The sequence below is a fragment of the Paenibacillus sp. BC26 genome (assembly GCF_900116125.1).
GTDB classification, from domain to species: domain Bacteria; phylum Bacillota; class Bacilli; order Paenibacillales; family Paenibacillaceae; genus Paenibacillus_Z; species Paenibacillus_Z lignilyticus.
Genome location: NZ_FPAD01000001.1, coordinates 1,385,612 through 1,400,202 on the forward strand (window position 1 = coordinate 1,385,612; position 14,591 = coordinate 1,400,202).

Genomic DNA, 14,591 nt, shown 5'->3' on the forward strand with positions numbered 1-14,591 from the left:
TTAACGAATGATACGACAAACGATCTTTCAGGTGCAACCGCTCAAGCTGGAAGAAGAAGCAAGGAGAATCAGCTCGTTCTTTCTGTCGGATGACTCGTTCGACGATGTCAACCATACGCCCGGTGAAATCCAGCATTATCTGACCAATCCGCTCAATGCGCTGACATCCGACTATGAATACCGTTTTGTTCAAAATGAACAGAACGAAATGATCGGCGTTATCGGGTATTTGCAAAATGAACAGCAGACGGGCGGTTACTACTTGGATTACCTTGTCGTCCATAAGAAGTACCGCAATCACGGCATCGCGTCACTCCTGCTGACCGACATGACCGAGGTGCTGCGTTCCAGGGCAGCGCGTTACCTATTGACGTATACTTGCGACACGGATATCTACAAGCCGGTGCGCAGATTGTTTGAGCGTCAAGGCTTTACGTTGGCGGGCCGCTGTCCCGATTATTATTTCGAAGGGGAAGACCGGTTGATCTACAGCCTAAAGCTGAACAGCATCCGTTACGAGGAAATTATCGGATCATGAGCGTAAACAAATTCAGAAGTAAAATGGTGCTTAAACGATGAATGCAATGATACTGCGATGGATCGGCGTCAAATTCGAGGATCGGCGAAAGCTGGCCATGATGGCGCCTGTTTTTTTTCTGTGCGGCATTTCGGAGCTGTTGAATTATAACGGGTATATGACCTTGTTCAACCAGCGCTTCGGAAGCGAATATTTGCCTTATGTGTACGGAGCCGAAGCGGTTATCATGCCGCTCGAGGCTTGGTTTATGTCGTGGCTGACGAGCCGTCTCACCAAACCGCAGCTCATGCGGACGCTCTTTGCCATCATGGGCGTCATTATAGGCGTTAATGCGGTCGCATTGCTTCTGTTTAACAGCATGGACATCAGTCCGCGCGCCTATTATCCGTTTCTATTCCTTAGCTCCAGCTTCGTAGTAAGGCAGCAAACGATACTGCTCTGGAGTCTGGCGGTAGATCTATGTCCGACGCAGCAAGCCAAACGGCTGATGCCTGTCTTTGTCTCCTCTGCCGCGCTTGGCGGTATTGCTGCAGGGGTGCTTGCGCAGGTTGTGAGCAAATGGCTGGGTGCAGATGCTGTTTACATGTTAGCGCCGCTCTTCCTTCTGGCAGGCGGAGTAAACTATTGGAAATCTATTGCATACTATCTAGTTCCGCTGACGTTGAAGCAGGAGCGAAGCGTGGCATCAGGAGCTGCAGAGGGTGGACTGTCTTCCGGAGATTATTTCAAACGCTCGTTCACCACGCCTTATTTGCTGGTAGCCATCGGGATTATGACGTTAATGCCAGCCTTGTATTTCTTAATGGAATATGTCTTTCTGAATGTGACTCGTACGATCTACAAGACCGAATCGGAGTTTGCTTCCTTCTTCGGACTTGTGACCACACTGCTGTTTACGATTGCGCTGCTGCTTCAGCTCGTCTCGAATCGCTTAATGGCTTGGCTTGGACAAAGTAACATGCTGCCTGCGATCGCGATTATATTTACTTGTGGGTTTGTGGCAGCTGCGGCTACGTTCGGAACATCGTTTATCCTCTATTCGTTGTCGATGGGATACATGTTCCTCTACTTGTTGCTCTATTACTTCGCGGAGCCCGCCAATCAGCTGTTCTTCAAGCTGCTGCCGATGCTTCAGCGAGATGGATACCGCTATATTGCACAAGGTGTTGCGGCATCGCTAGGCATTCTGATTGGTGCGCTCCTGCAGTCGCTGCATGCTGAGCTTGGTTTCAGTTTGCGTTTGCTTGTCTGGGTCGGTGGGGGCGGTGGCGTGCTGCTCGTGCTGATGACCTACATCGGCAAATCCTTATATATTCGGGAGTTGATTCGCAGCGTACAGACGATGTCGGATACGAGGCAGGATCTCGCATTGGCCTTCGATGAGTATATGCGCGAGAACAAATCGCCTCTGATGCTGGATCAACTGCTGGCGAACAGCAATGACTATGCCCGCGAGGTCGCACTTGGGATGATTGGCCGAACAGGAGATGATACTTATCTGCCGAAGCTGCTGGCTTTGGTAGACGATCGCAGCGCTCGTATTCGTATCGCTTCGCTAAGGGCGATGAATCTCGAACGGGCAGAGCTCCAAGCTCTGGTCAAGGTAGCCTCATTCCTGGAGGATCCCGATTATGAGGTGCGGGCTGCCGGTGTACGTTTGTTAGGCAGAGCTGATCATATGCGGCATCAAGCCGTATATTTTGTCAGACTGAAGCTGCTCGATTCGAGCCCTAAGGTCGTAGCCGAAGCGGTTAAAGCACTCTATTATTTGCAAAATGAGCAAAGCTTCGAAGCTTGTTACGAGGTCATTCAGCGATACTTGAAAGAAGGCGGAGAACAGACCGTCTACATCTGCCGCGTTATTGCCGAACTGGAAATGTACAGTTTTCTCCCGGATGTCGAGCAGCTGCTTGGCCATACCGACCCCGCCGTTCGGGCAGAGGCCATTGCCTGTATGGGGAAACTGCGGCATATCGCCGCTATTCCGTGGCTGCTTGAGCAGCTGGAGTGGGCAGAGCCGGCTTTATATGAAGTTACGATAGATGCTTTCATCGCCATGGGAAGCGGCGCCATCGAACCGCTGAAGGATGTCCTGCAGCAAGCTCAGCCGAAGGTATGGAGTGCCGCAATCCGCGCGCTTGCAGCCCTGCTGGATGAAGCGGAATGCCAATCCGTGCTGCTGGGAGCTGCTCTGTTGAAACTGGAGGAGCTATGGAAGAGTCGCGATATAGAGGCGGCCTTATACAAAATGGAGCTAAGCACAAGAGCGGAGCTGGCGCGGATGCGACTAACCGAGCACAAAGCCTTCCTGCTCGATGGAGTCTGGACCGTTATGGAGCGAATTGCCGAGAGCGATGTCGTATTCGCAGTTCGCAGAGCGATCGAGGATGAGGACGAGGAGATCAGAGAGAGCGGGCTTGAAGCATTGGCCGAGGGATCGGCGGACAAACGGTTGACCGCCGCACTGCTCGCTTTGTTCGAAGGCTGGAGTGCTCCGCATACCGATATGCCTTATGAACAGGCCGTTCAAGTGCTTCGCGCAGCAGCCGGTTTGCAGGATATGTGGCTGCAGCTGCTCGCTTCCGATGCGCTGCGGCGAGAGGAGAACGAACCATTGAGTGGACAACAGGCGTTAATGGGGATGCTGGATAAAGTCGTATTTTTGAAGCAAGTGCCGTTCTTCAGTGATCTTTCATTGGAAGAGCTCGGTTATATCGCCGGTATTGCGGTGGAAGAAAAGCATTCGGCCGGTACTCGATTGGTAGCTAGCGGTGAGATCAACAATAAGCTGGGCGTAATCGTGGATGGATCGGTGCAGCTGCTGGCGGCAGGCAGCAAGAATGGTATGATTGCCGAGCTTGGTCCGAAGGATGTATTCGGGGAAACGTCGGCCATCGATGCGACGGCAGCTACAACGACGGCACGATCCGTAGGGGAAGTTCGCATCTTGACATTGCTGGGCGAAGAAATGGCGAAGCTCATTCGGCTGCATCCCGAGATCGGGATGGGGTTGCTGAAGGCTTCGCTCGCCCGCGTCCGTATGCTGGAGCAAAAGATCGCTCAAACAGGTTGATTGATTAAGAGGGAGCTCGTTGAGAGTTCCCTTTATTTTTGACATTTAATCATGATGAACGGAAAGGGCGGTTTACCTTCCATATTCTTATGGGGCTCCACAATTTCCGATAGTTCTAATCGTCCGACATGTCCAAATTCTTGTTGGATGGAATCAGCGTCATAAAAAAACATTTTCATCCCATCCATAATCTCGAAATAGTCTTTATCCAGCTGTTTGCCTTTCCCAAACATAGGCGCATCCTTCGAAATCGTTGTAAAAATCATATAACCGCCGGGTTTTAATTGGTTGCAGCAATCTTGAATAAATTTCGCTCTTTCCTGCTTATTCAAGAGGTGAATTAATGCATAACTAAAAATACCGTCATAGAGCTTATGATCAAACGGCATCTCCGTTACGGATCCATGATAAATATCGATATCGAGTCCTTCCCGTCGTGCCAGATCAATCGCGGTTTGTGATATCTCAATTCCCGTTACATGAATGCCGTTGTCTAGGAACACTTTTGCGTTTCTACCATATCCAATTCCGGGGATCAATATATCTTTTACATGCTCCGCAAGGAAAAAGTCCTTCGTTACAATTGCGGCATCGGCAGGCTCAAAGCCCCACATCATTTGATTTTGAACAAAACTGGATTCCCAAATCTCGGTCATATTTGTTCTCCTTTAAGCTAAAAAGTGGCGTCACATGTGCCTGGCAGCATCAACTATGAAATGCCGGCCTTCACTGATACAGTATAGCCCAAAATCCGGGATTGCTGAAATTGGAACGGTTTATACGGATTGTGAAAAACAGGAGAATAAGCATAGCTTTTCAACCTGCAAGCGATTACAATGATAGGGTGATATTTTTCTGATTATTTATTCCAGTATAAGAGGAGAGGCTGACGAATGGCAGGAAATCGTGCAGTAGTGTATGTAGAATCCGGTAAAGTTGAAGTACGGGATATTTCTTATCCTGATCTGGTTTTGCGTGACGGCCCCGGTGTTAATCCGCTTAATGTCGGCAGAAAATGCGATCACGGCGTCATCCTTAAAGTAATTACTACTAACATATGCGGAAGTGACCAGCACATGGTGCGCGGTCGTACAACGGCACCGAGCGGTCTCGTGCTGGGTCATGAAATCACGGGCGAGGTTATTGAAGTCGGCCGCGATGTAGAGTTTATCAAGAAAGGCGATCTCGTATCCGTGCCTTTCAATATTGCTTGCGGACGCTGCCGCAACTGTAAAGAACGCAACACTAACGTATGTTCGAACGTGAATCCGGATCGTCCGGGCTCGGCATACGGCTACGTTGATATGGGCGGCTGGGTTGGCGGCCAATCGGAATACGTTATGGTGCCATATGCGGACTTCCAATTGCTGAAATTCCCGGATAAAGAGCGCGCTATGGAGAAAATCCTAGATTTGACGATGCTCTCCGATATCTTCCCTACAGGTTACCACGGTGCAGTTAGCGCTGGCGTGAAGCCGGGCTCCACGGTGTATATCGCAGGCGCAGGTCCTGTCGGCCTTGCTGCGGCTCACTCCGCTCAATTGCTTGGCGCAGCTGTTGTTATCGTAGGCGATCTGAACAGCGAGCGTCTTGCGCAAGCGAGAAGCTTCGGCTGCGAAACGGTCAACTTGCGCGAGCATGCGAATTTGGCTGAGCAAATCGACCAAATTCTTGGTGTTCCTGAAGTGGATTGCGCTGTTGACTGCGTAGGCTTCGAAGCTCACGGTCACGGCAAATCGCATGGTGAAGCACCGGCAACCGTGCTGAACTCCATCATGGAAGTTACGCGTGCCGGCGGTAGACTGGGTATTCCGGGCTTGTATGTTACAGGCGATCCGGGTGCGGTGGATGAGGATGCTAAAATCGGCACGCTCAAAATCCGTTTCGGCCTTGGCTGGGCGAAATCCCATACGTTCGTTACAGGCCAAACGCCGGTTATGCAATATAACCGCGATCTGATGACGGCGATTCTTAGCGGCAGAGCGCAAATTGCGAAAGCCGTTAACGCGACACTGATCTCGCTCGATCAAGCTCCGGATGCTTACTCGGCATTCGATCAAGGTGCTTCCAAGAAGTTCGTAATCGATCCGCACGGCTCTGTCCGTCGCTAATCAAACGCTAATAAGCTGCCTCAAAAGTTGATCGTGACTTTTGAGGCAGCTTTTTGTTTGGAGTAGGTGATTAGAAGGAGTTGAGAGTTCGGAACGAACTCTCACCGTCGAAACCTGCGCAGAAGTATAGCTGAGAGTTCAGAAATGGAACTCTCTACGGTGAAACTAGCTAATCTGGGCTCGTGTGAGGAGTTGAGAGTTCGAAAAACGAACTCTCACAATCAAAACCTGCGCATAAGTAGAGCTGAGAGTTCAGAGATGGAACTCTCAGCGGTGAAACTAGCTAATCTGGGCTCGTGTGAGGAGTTGAGAGTTCGAAAAACGAACTCTCCCCGTCGAAACCCTCGTCGAAGTAGAACTGAGAGTTCACAAATGGAACTCTCAGCGGTGAAAATAGCTAATCTGCGCTCGTGTGGGGAGTTGAGAGTTCGAAAAACGAACTCTCACCGTCGAAACCCTCGTCGAAGTAAAGCTGAGAGTTCAGAAATGGAACTCTCAGTGGTCAAACTAACTATTCTGGGCTCGGGTGAGGAGTTGAGAGTTCAAAAAACGAACTCTCACCGTCGAAACCCGCGTCGAAGTAGAGCTGTCAAACTAGCTAATATCCAATTCTCAATTCCAAGAACCATCCCGATTGGTCCCAGCCGAAGGCTGAGAGTAGGAAAATCCGTCTCTCAGCGGGGAAACTGCATAAAAATAGTGCTGTAGGAAAATCCGTCTCTCAGCTCCAGGAACTCTCCTAAAAGGGTAGCGCCGAGGGTTGAGAGTCGGGAAATCCGACTCTCAGAGGCGAAACTGCATAAAAATAGTGCTGAGAGTAGGAAAATCCGTCTCTCAGCTCCAGGGACTCTCCTAAAAGGGTAGCGCCGAGGGTTGAGAGTCGGGAAATCCGACTCTCAGAGGCGAAACTGCATAAAAATAGTGCTGAGAGTAGGAAAATCCGTCTCTCAGCTCCAGGGACTCTCCTAAAAGGGTAGCGCCGAGGGTTGAGAGTCGGGAAATCCGACTCTCAACGGCGAATCTGCACAAAAAATAGAGCTGAGAGTAGGAAAATCCGTCTCTCAGTTCCAGAAATCATCCCAAACGGCCCCGACCAAAGGGTGAGAGTTCGAAAAATGAACTCTCACCAATAAAACCCGCGCATAAAGTAGTGCTGAGAGTTCGGAAATGGAACTCTCAGCGGTCAAACTAGCTAATCTGGGCTCGTGTGAGGAGTTGAGAGTTCGAAAAACGAACTCTCACCGTCGAAACCCGCGTCGAAATAGAGCTGAGAGTTCACAAGTGGAACTCTCAGCGGTGTAACTAACCAATCTTGGCTCGCATGCGAATGTGAATGTGTATTTGGCAAGAGCACATCCGTAGGTTGGTTGCAGAAACTAGTGAATCGTGGCGAAACTTTTAATAAATTATGGTATATTAAGAGAAAAGCGGCTTGTTAGCGGATTCGGGGAGGCAATCTTTCAGTGAGAACTTTCGGTTCAGGCAAATCGATTCGTAAAATGGACAAAAGCACGTACGAGCAAGCTCCTGCCCAACGTGCCAAATCCAATTCGATGGCTCATGTGCAGCGTGCACTGGCTAGCGGAGCGCCGCTCCAGGCAGCAGACATGCACACGCTGCAGCGATCGATCGGCAACTCGGCTGCCAGGCAGCTGAACGCAGGTGCCGGGAAGCCAATCATGGCCAAAATGACGATCAATCAGCCAACCGATGCGTACGAGCTGGAAGCGGATCAAGTCGCGTTTCGCGTAGCCAGCGACCTGCAATCCGATTCGAAGGATGGCGAGTCGGCTGCTCAGCGGACGGAGAAGCAAGGCGAGAGCGAGGAAGAAGAGCTGCAGCTGAAGGCCGACAGCGCCGGAGCGATCCAGCGTGAGGAGCAAGGCGAGAGCGAGGAAGAAGAGCTGCAGCTGAAGGCCGACAGCGCCGGAGCGATCCAGCGTGAGGAGCAAGGCGAGAGCGAGGAAGAAGAGCTGCAGCTGAAGGCCGACAGCGCCGGAGCGATCCAGCGTGAGGAGCAAGGCGAGAGCGAGGAAGAAGAGCTGCAGCTGAAGGCCGACAGCGCCGGAGCGATCCAGCGTGAGGAGCAAGGCGAGAGCGAAGAAGAAGAGCTGCAGCTGAAGGCCGACAGCGCCGGAGCGATCCAGCGTGAGGAGCAAGGCGAGAGCGAAGAAGAAGAGCTGCAGCTGAAGGCGGACAGCGCCGGAGCGATCCAGCGTGAGGAGCAGGGCGAGAGCGAAGAAGAAGAGCTGCAGCTGAAGCGTGATCCGTTCTCGATTATCCAGCGTGCGGTGGATGGCGCTCCTTCTGAAGCCAGCCCGGGCGTGGAGGAATCGATAAACGAGCTTCGCGGCAAGGGACAGCCCCTGCCGGATCGTCTGCGCAAGCAGCTTGAAGATTCCTTCGGCGCAGATTTCAGCAAGGTTTCCATTCACACGGATAATGCAGCAGACGATCTTGCGAAGAAGGTCGGCGCCAGAGCGTTCACAACCGGCAATGATATCTTCTTCCGTCAAGGCGAATACAAACCGGGTACGGCGAGCGGGCTTCAACTGCTCAGTCATGAACTCACGCATATCGTCCAACAGAACTAATCAATTTGTAAATATGGAAAAGCAAACAATTCCGCTCAGGATGGTTTGCTTTTTTGTTTGTCATATATCCGTAAGAAAGGCAATAAATAGTTACCAAACGAACCCGTGGACATGGTAAACTGATTACGGGTCAACCTAAAAGCGTACTACACTTTGTGGGAGGTCATTCGCGATGCATAATTGCACTTTAGTTACGAAACCTGCCTTAAACATGGTCGGAATCAGCTACTGCGGTCCATATTCATCGTTTCCGGATGAAGCGATTCATCTGCAAAGCGAGTTTCTCTCCAGAAAGCATGAAATTGAAGGCGAAGTAAAGACAACCGTGCTTTACAGTCCTTATTTCGGCAACGAAGTATTTGCGACGTATTGGGCATGTTTCGAGGTCCCACATCTAAGTCAGGTGCCGGATGGTATGGTGCAATTTACAATTCCGCAGCGCACCTACGCCATGGCAGCATGTACAAATAAACGCATCGGTGAAGGCTACGAGCAGCTATCGGCTTGGATGAACGAGGAGAAGCTGTTGAAGAGGGAAAATGCGGTATCCCTTGAAATCTTTTATATTGATGAACACTTGGAGGAGGAGCAGGTCGAACTGCTGATTCCCATTGTAGAACAATAAAGCTTCGTTCAGCTGGCTGCCTGCACCGTAATAAGGAGAACTGGAATCAATCATGACAGCAGCCAAATTTTTTACTCACCCGTTAGGCATAATCGGAGCTTCCATCAGCGCAACTTTGCTCTGGGGAAGCTCTTATCCGTTTATTAAACTAAGTTACGCAAGGCTGGGCATTGGATCGCATGACACGCTGGAACAAATTTTATTCGCAGGCTACCGTTTTACATTGGCGGGGCTGCTTATTCTGGCGTATATGCTGATCCGGAAAGAAACGCTTCGATATCAGCGGGGCAGCGGCGGCATGGTTGCGTCGATTGCGTTGTTTCAAACGGTTCTGCAATACATTTTCTTCTATGCGGGATTATCGAAGAGCGCAGGCGTCGTAGGTGCAGTCATTGCCGGGACGATCTCATTCTTCCAAATTGCATTGGCGCATTTCCTGTATAAAAATGATCGCATCAACGGGACTAAAGGTCTCGGACTTCTTGTCGGCTTCTTGGGGCTGCTGGTGCTTGGGTTATCCAAGCATGACGGCAACAGTGGACTGCATTTCTCGTTAGGCGAGGTATTGCTCATTGCGGCAACATTGTTTAATGCAATTGCGAATCTACTATCCAAACGCGCCGCGGCTTCATACAGCATTCCATACATTAACGGCTATCAAATGCTCGTCGGCGGAATTGTGCTTACCGTCATCGGCGCATGGAAGCCGGGTTTGGCACCGTTTCATTTTGACGGTATCGCGCTGCTCATGCTTCTTCATTTAGCGCTCGTTTCGGCATTGGCGTTCATGCTCTGGAATAATGTCATGAAATACAACAGCGTAGGCAGCGTATCGATGTACCTGTTCCTCATTCCGGTATTCGGCGTGCTGCAATCGGCAATGTTCCTAGGGGAGCCGCTGTCCGCTGCAGTATTGGGAGCTTTGGCGTTAGTCAGCGCAGGAATCGTCATCGTGAATCGGCGCAAACGCGAGGTGAAGGCACATCAAGCCGCTTAATGGATCCAAGCTAGGCATAACAGCGGGCCTGATCGCAGGGTTGCTGCTCGCTATGGTGCTTAAAGGGTTCCAATCCTTATCCGGCAAGCAAGTATACACGCTGCTGCTGAATGTGGATTGGGTGCCGAACATGCCGAATCAACTGCCGGAAACCGTGGAGCTTGCGCTCCATCTTGTCGTTTCGGTACCGATCGGCATTTTTTATGTAACGATGACTAAGGGAATGACGCCTCAGCGGCGTTGGATGGTTGGACTCCTATTCGGACTCCTTACGGCGGTTACTTGGTTTCCGTTAACTGCGTTATCTGATCGTGTTCCTGCAACGACAGACTTGGCGGCTCTACTATTGTGGCTCCTCGGACATATCTGTTATGGATTAGGGCTTGCACTAATTTGCTCATTACAGAGTCGCCGTAGGATAGGCCACAACAATATGCTGAAGAGGTGATGATTACGATGTCCATTCCGATACCGATTTCGATCATAGATGCATTTACATCCGTACCCTTCCGTGGAAACCCGGCTGCCGTGTGCCTGCTTGATGAGGTGCGCGATGAGCAGTGGATGCAAGACGTGGCTGCGGAGATGAATTTGTCCGAGACCGCTTTCTTACACCGGAGAGAAGATGGAAGCTACGATCTGCGTTGGTTTACACCGACTGTAGAAGTGGATCTATGCGGCCATGCCACTTTGGCGAGCGCTCATTTCTTATGGGAAAATCAACATGCAGCACTTGATAGTATTGCATCCTTCCATACACGCAGCGGGTTGCTCACGGCAGAACGGACTGAGGAGGGAATCCGGCTGAATCTTCCATCAGAGCCCGCTCAACCGATGAAAGCTCCGGAAGAACTCATACAAGGGCTAGGCTTAATTCCAAGGTATGTGGGGAAGAACCGCATGGACTATTTGGTTGAGGTCGACAGCGTCCAGACCGTTCAAACATTAAAGCCTGATTATGCAATGCTGGCAAAGGTAGAAGCCAGAGGGGTTATCGTGACAAGCAAAGGAACGGGCAAGCCGGGCGATTATGATTTCGTATCGCGCTGCTTCTATCCGGCTTCGGGATGCGACGAGGATCCGGTAACCGGGTCAGCCCATTGCGCGCTTGCTCCATATTGGCAAAGACGTTTGCGCCAGACCAGCTTTATGGCTTACCAAGCTTCTCCAAGAGGAGGAGAGCTGTTCATCGAGCTCCGGAATGACCGAGTGCTGTTGTCCGGTCAGGCGGTAACGGTTGTACAAGGGCAGCTTACCGGCAAGTAGGTAAAAATCCCTATCTGGATAGAAGCTGCAACTTGTGCTATAATTGCATATTGCAATTGCATAAAGGGGAAGGTGTGGAACGTGACTTACGAGATTCCGAAACATATCGAGCAGTTCGGCGAAGATATTCAGGAGCAGCAGCTCCGATATCATAACCGACGGGTGATCGTTTCCAAGGAATTTACTTTTGATAGTGCGCATCATTTACATCTATATGAAGGCAAGTGCAAAAGCCTGCACGGCCATACTTATAAGCTTCAAACGATCATGTCCGGGAAGACGGATTATCGCGGACTGACCATCGATTTTGCCGATATGAAACGGATTGCCAAAGAGCGGGTCATCGACAAGCTCGATCATCGTTATCTGAACGAAGTGCTGCCACCGATGAATACGACGGCAGAGAACATGGTCGTTTGGATTTATGAGCAAATCCATGATGCGCTTCTGGAAGAAGGGCATCATCCGAATATCCGCATTGAAGAAATTCGCTTATGGGAAACACCGACGAGCTATGCGGCTGTAACGCGCGATATGATGGAGGCGGACGAGAATGCCGGATAAGGATACAGCGCCGACTGCTATGCGCTCCATTCGGCTTCCTATGGTGGAAATTTTCGAAACGGTCGAAGGCGAAGGCACACGTGCCGGGTTTCCGACCGTTTTTGTACGTCTGTTCGGCTGTAATTTGCGCTGCGTTTGGTGCGATACGAAGTACAGCTATCCACCGGCAGAGGCAGAATTTACAATGACGATTGAAGATATTGTGTCCCAAGTGGAGCAGCAATATAAAGCCGAGCATATTTGCATGACCGGGGGCGAGCCGCTTCTCTATGGCGATCGTTCGGCAGCGCTGCTGCAGGCGCTATGTGAGATCGAGCGGATTAAAGATGTACACGTGGAGACCAACGGAGCGATTGATCTGGCACCGTTCCTTCGCGATATCCATTCTTCGAAGGCCAGATACATTATGGATTATAAGCTTCCGGACTCGGGGGAAAATGCGGCGATGCTGCATGATAACTTCGCATTGCTGCGGGAGCAGGATGAAGTGAAATTTGTAATTGCAACGGACCGTGACTTTGATGCTGCTGTGCAAACGCTGAAGGAGTATCCGACGGCTGCGCTTGCCCTCTTTAGTCCCGTGTGGGAAAGCATGCCTCCGGCAAAGCTGGTGGAGAAGCTGCTTGCAAGCGGACTGACAGGCGTGAAGCTGAACTTACAGCTGCATAAGATTATTTGGGATCCGGCTAAGAGAGGTGTGTAAGGGATATGAAGAAAGCGGTTATTATATTGAGCGGCGGTTTGGATAGTACGACTTGCATGGGTTATGCCAAAGAAGCGGGGTACGAGCTATACCCGATCACATTTAACTACGGACAGCGTCATATTATGGAGCTGAACAATGCACGCGCGGTTGCTGAATTTTATGGCGTAAGCGATCGATTCAAAATCATTGAGCTTGGATTCTTGCGTGATTTTGGCGGAAGCGCACTGACGGACGATACGATCGACGTACCTAAGATGGGTGCAGATCCGGTTCCGGATGAAGTCGGCGAAATTCCGGTTACCTATGTACCCGGACGTAACCTATTGTTCTTGTCCATTGCTACATCGTTTGCAGAAAGCGTTGGCGCTGAAGCGATCTACATCGGCGTAAATGCACTGGATTACAGCGGTTACCCGGATTGCCGACCTGAATTCATTGCGAAGGTGGAAGAGGTTATTGCAATCGCGACTAAAGTCGGTGTAGAAGGCAAGCCGATTTCCATCGAGACGCCGCTCATTCATCTAACCAAAGCCGGTATCGTAGCAGAAGGTATGCGTATGGGCGTTCCTTATAACCTGACTACCTCATGCTATAACGGGGAACCAGAGGCTTGCGGCGAGTGCGACAGCTGCCGCCTGCGTTTGAAAGGGTTCGCCGAAGCAGGAACGACCGATCCGATTCCTTATAAATCCTAATAAAAAGACAGTTCATGCAAGTGAGGGAGTATCCCAACCGCGTGAACTGTCTTTTATTGTGTGATCTGCAGCGACGAAGAAGATTAAGCTTGCTGCGAATTTTTTTTGGCTGTTTCATCGGAACCGGAGCCGGAGCTGCGTGTCCGCTGCCGCATCGAGGAGTGGAGGGTCACTTTGTTCTTGCCGGTCGTCTTCGATTGATACATCGCTTCATCGGCTTGACTAATAATCTCTCCTATAGAAGCGCCTTCCCGGCTTGCGCTAACGCCGATGCTGATGGTGACCATTGTTTCTTTCTCGACCCGGCTGCGAATGGTTTCCGCAACGACCTCAGGCTTGGCGTTAGGAGCAGCGACGAGACCGAGCAGCTCTTCGCCGCCGTATCGGCCGGCCGTGCCGATGCTTGCCGTTTCTTCTCTCAATATTTCAGCGACCTGTTTAAGGACGCCGTCCGCTTTATGATGTCCTTGCGTATCATTCAGCTTCTTGAAGTTGTCGATATCGCAGAAAATGATGGCAATCCGCTTCGTATCCCGCAGCAGCTGTTCGGCTTTCTTATTGAAATGGCGCCGATTGTACAAGCTTGTTAAGCCGTCCGTGATCGAAGACTGGAAGGTCATCAGCAACCGTTCCAGCACCCACTCGAACAAGAGCAGGAAAAGAAGCGTATAATAGACAACAGGGAGCAAGTGGCTCAGAATGACAAGCATCGGGACAGTCCCGTGAAATACATAGCCGTCCGCCAAATCGGACAGCTGATAAATGAAGTAAACAATCAGACTTGCCGAATAGTTGAAGCGTTGATCAATGCCGCGTAAATTAAGCAAAATAATAAAGTTCAAGATGAGTCCGTAGAAATCAATGGCCAGCAGCTGAGTTTGCGTCGTTCCGATGGATGCCTTCATGGATTCGGGGGAGAGCGAAATCTGGGCGCCGGCTACAAGAATCAGTCCGATAAACATAAGCAGAAAAGGCATGCCTTTCAATCTTGTGCTGGGTCCGGTATACAATTTCATGAAAACAAAGTTTATAATAATAAATGAGAGCAGACTGACAACCGATTGCGTCAGTTCCAAGTAAGGCGATATCGATTGACCGGGAAACGACAGCCCGATGAGAACGCCGTTCTGCAAGATAACAATAGGGAGTACGATGATCAGAATCAAGTAGGTGCGATTGCGTCTGTAGCTCTTATAGAGCTTGACGGCCATAAAGAGCATGAGAACAAGTATGGTCATTACACAAGCAGATGCGAAAATTTGTCCGGTCGATCCGGCAAGCCACTGAAGAATCGTCATGTTTAGACCACCTAAGAAGAGGGTAAACGCAGGAAATAGGTATGGCGTAAAGCGTGTTTAACTCAGCTTTACAGAAACGTATGTTCTAGTATATCATGTTTTTGGCAGGTCGAGAAGTATCATG

At 50.5% G+C, this 14,591-nt stretch carries 13 protein-coding genes; 11 read left to right on the forward strand and 2 right to left on the reverse strand.

The window, feature by feature from the left end; genetic code table 11:
- Nucleotides 1–7 precede the first annotated feature (7 nt).
- A complete protein-coding gene (locus BM412_RS05820) occupies nt 8–538 on the forward strand; it encodes a GNAT family N-acetyltransferase (protein ID WP_091215112.1) in 531 nt (176 codons plus the stop codon).
- A 37-nt stretch (nt 539–575) separates the two neighbouring features.
- Nucleotides 576–3,611, forward strand: coding sequence for a HEAT repeat domain-containing protein (locus tag BM412_RS05825; protein WP_091215114.1), 3,036 nt, complete (start codon nt 576–578; stop codon nt 3,609–3,611).
- A 32-nt stretch (nt 3,612–3,643) separates the two neighbouring features.
- On the opposite strand, the gene BM412_RS05830 is transcribed toward BM412_RS05825, so the two are convergent.
- Nucleotides 3,644–4,267 carry a class I SAM-dependent methyltransferase gene (locus BM412_RS05830; protein ID WP_091215116.1) on the reverse strand — a complete coding sequence of 208 codons (624 nt, stop codon included), beginning with the start codon at nt 4,265–4,267 and terminating at the stop codon, nt 3,644–3,646.
- 237 nt (nt 4,268–4,504) lie between these two features.
- Between BM412_RS05830 and fdhA the strand changes: the two genes are divergently transcribed.
- The 9 genes from fdhA to queC all read left to right on the forward strand — a co-directional run bounded on the left by fdhA (nt 4,505) and on the right by queC (nt 13,169).
- The gene (gene fdhA, locus BM412_RS05835; RefSeq protein ID WP_091215118.1) at nt 4,505–5,722 is read left to right on the forward strand and encodes a formaldehyde dehydrogenase, glutathione-independent; all 1,218 of its coding nucleotides are present in this window, start codon (nt 4,505–4,507) and stop codon (nt 5,720–5,722) included.
- 1,463 nt (nt 5,723–7,185) lie between these two features.
- Nucleotides 7,186–8,316: an eCIS core domain-containing protein gene (locus tag BM412_RS05840; RefSeq protein WP_091215120.1), complete on the forward strand. Its 1,131-nt coding sequence runs from the start codon at nt 7,186–7,188 to the stop codon at nt 8,314–8,316.
- A 172-nt stretch (nt 8,317–8,488) separates the two neighbouring features.
- Complete coding sequence (locus tag BM412_RS05845; protein WP_090977979.1) at nt 8,489–8,941, forward strand: GyrI-like domain-containing protein; 453 nt, start codon at nt 8,489–8,491, stop codon at nt 8,939–8,941.
- A 52-nt stretch (nt 8,942–8,993) separates the two neighbouring features.
- Complete coding sequence (locus tag BM412_RS05850) at nt 8,994–9,938, forward strand: DMT family transporter (RefSeq protein ID WP_091215122.1); 945 nt, start codon at nt 8,994–8,996, stop codon at nt 9,936–9,938.
- Between the two features lie 16 nt (nt 9,939–9,954).
- Complete coding sequence (locus tag BM412_RS05855) at nt 9,955–10,386, forward strand: DUF6789 family protein (RefSeq protein WP_371264802.1); 432 nt, start codon at nt 9,955–9,957, stop codon at nt 10,384–10,386.
- Nucleotides 10,387–10,394: 8 nt separating this feature from the next.
- Nucleotides 10,395–11,204: a PhzF family phenazine biosynthesis protein gene (locus BM412_RS05860; RefSeq protein ID WP_091220225.1), complete on the forward strand. Its 810-nt coding sequence runs from the start codon at nt 10,395–10,397 to the stop codon at nt 11,202–11,204.
- An 81-nt stretch (nt 11,205–11,285) separates the two neighbouring features.
- The gene (gene queD, locus BM412_RS05865; protein ID WP_091215126.1) at nt 11,286–11,768 is read left to right on the forward strand and encodes a 6-carboxytetrahydropterin synthase QueD; all 483 of its coding nucleotides are present in this window, start codon (nt 11,286–11,288) and stop codon (nt 11,766–11,768) included.
- Entirely contained in the window at nt 11,758–12,471 is a 714-nt protein-coding gene (locus BM412_RS05870) for a 7-carboxy-7-deazaguanine synthase QueE (RefSeq protein WP_091215128.1), read from the forward strand. Before queD ends, BM412_RS05870 begins: the two co-directional genes overlap by 11 nt.
- A gap of 5 nt (nt 12,472–12,476) precedes the next feature.
- On the forward strand, nt 12,477–13,169 hold the full coding sequence (gene queC, locus BM412_RS05875; protein WP_091215130.1) for a 7-cyano-7-deazaguanine synthase QueC: 693 nt from the start codon (nt 12,477–12,479) through the stop codon (nt 13,167–13,169).
- Nucleotides 13,170–13,252: 83 nt separating this feature from the next.
- Here queC and BM412_RS05880 read toward each other — a convergent pair whose 3' ends face one another.
- Complete coding sequence (locus BM412_RS05880) at nt 13,253–14,467, reverse strand: GGDEF domain-containing protein (protein WP_091215132.1); 1,215 nt, start codon at nt 14,465–14,467, stop codon at nt 13,253–13,255.
- Nucleotides 14,468–14,591: the final 124 nt, after the last annotated feature.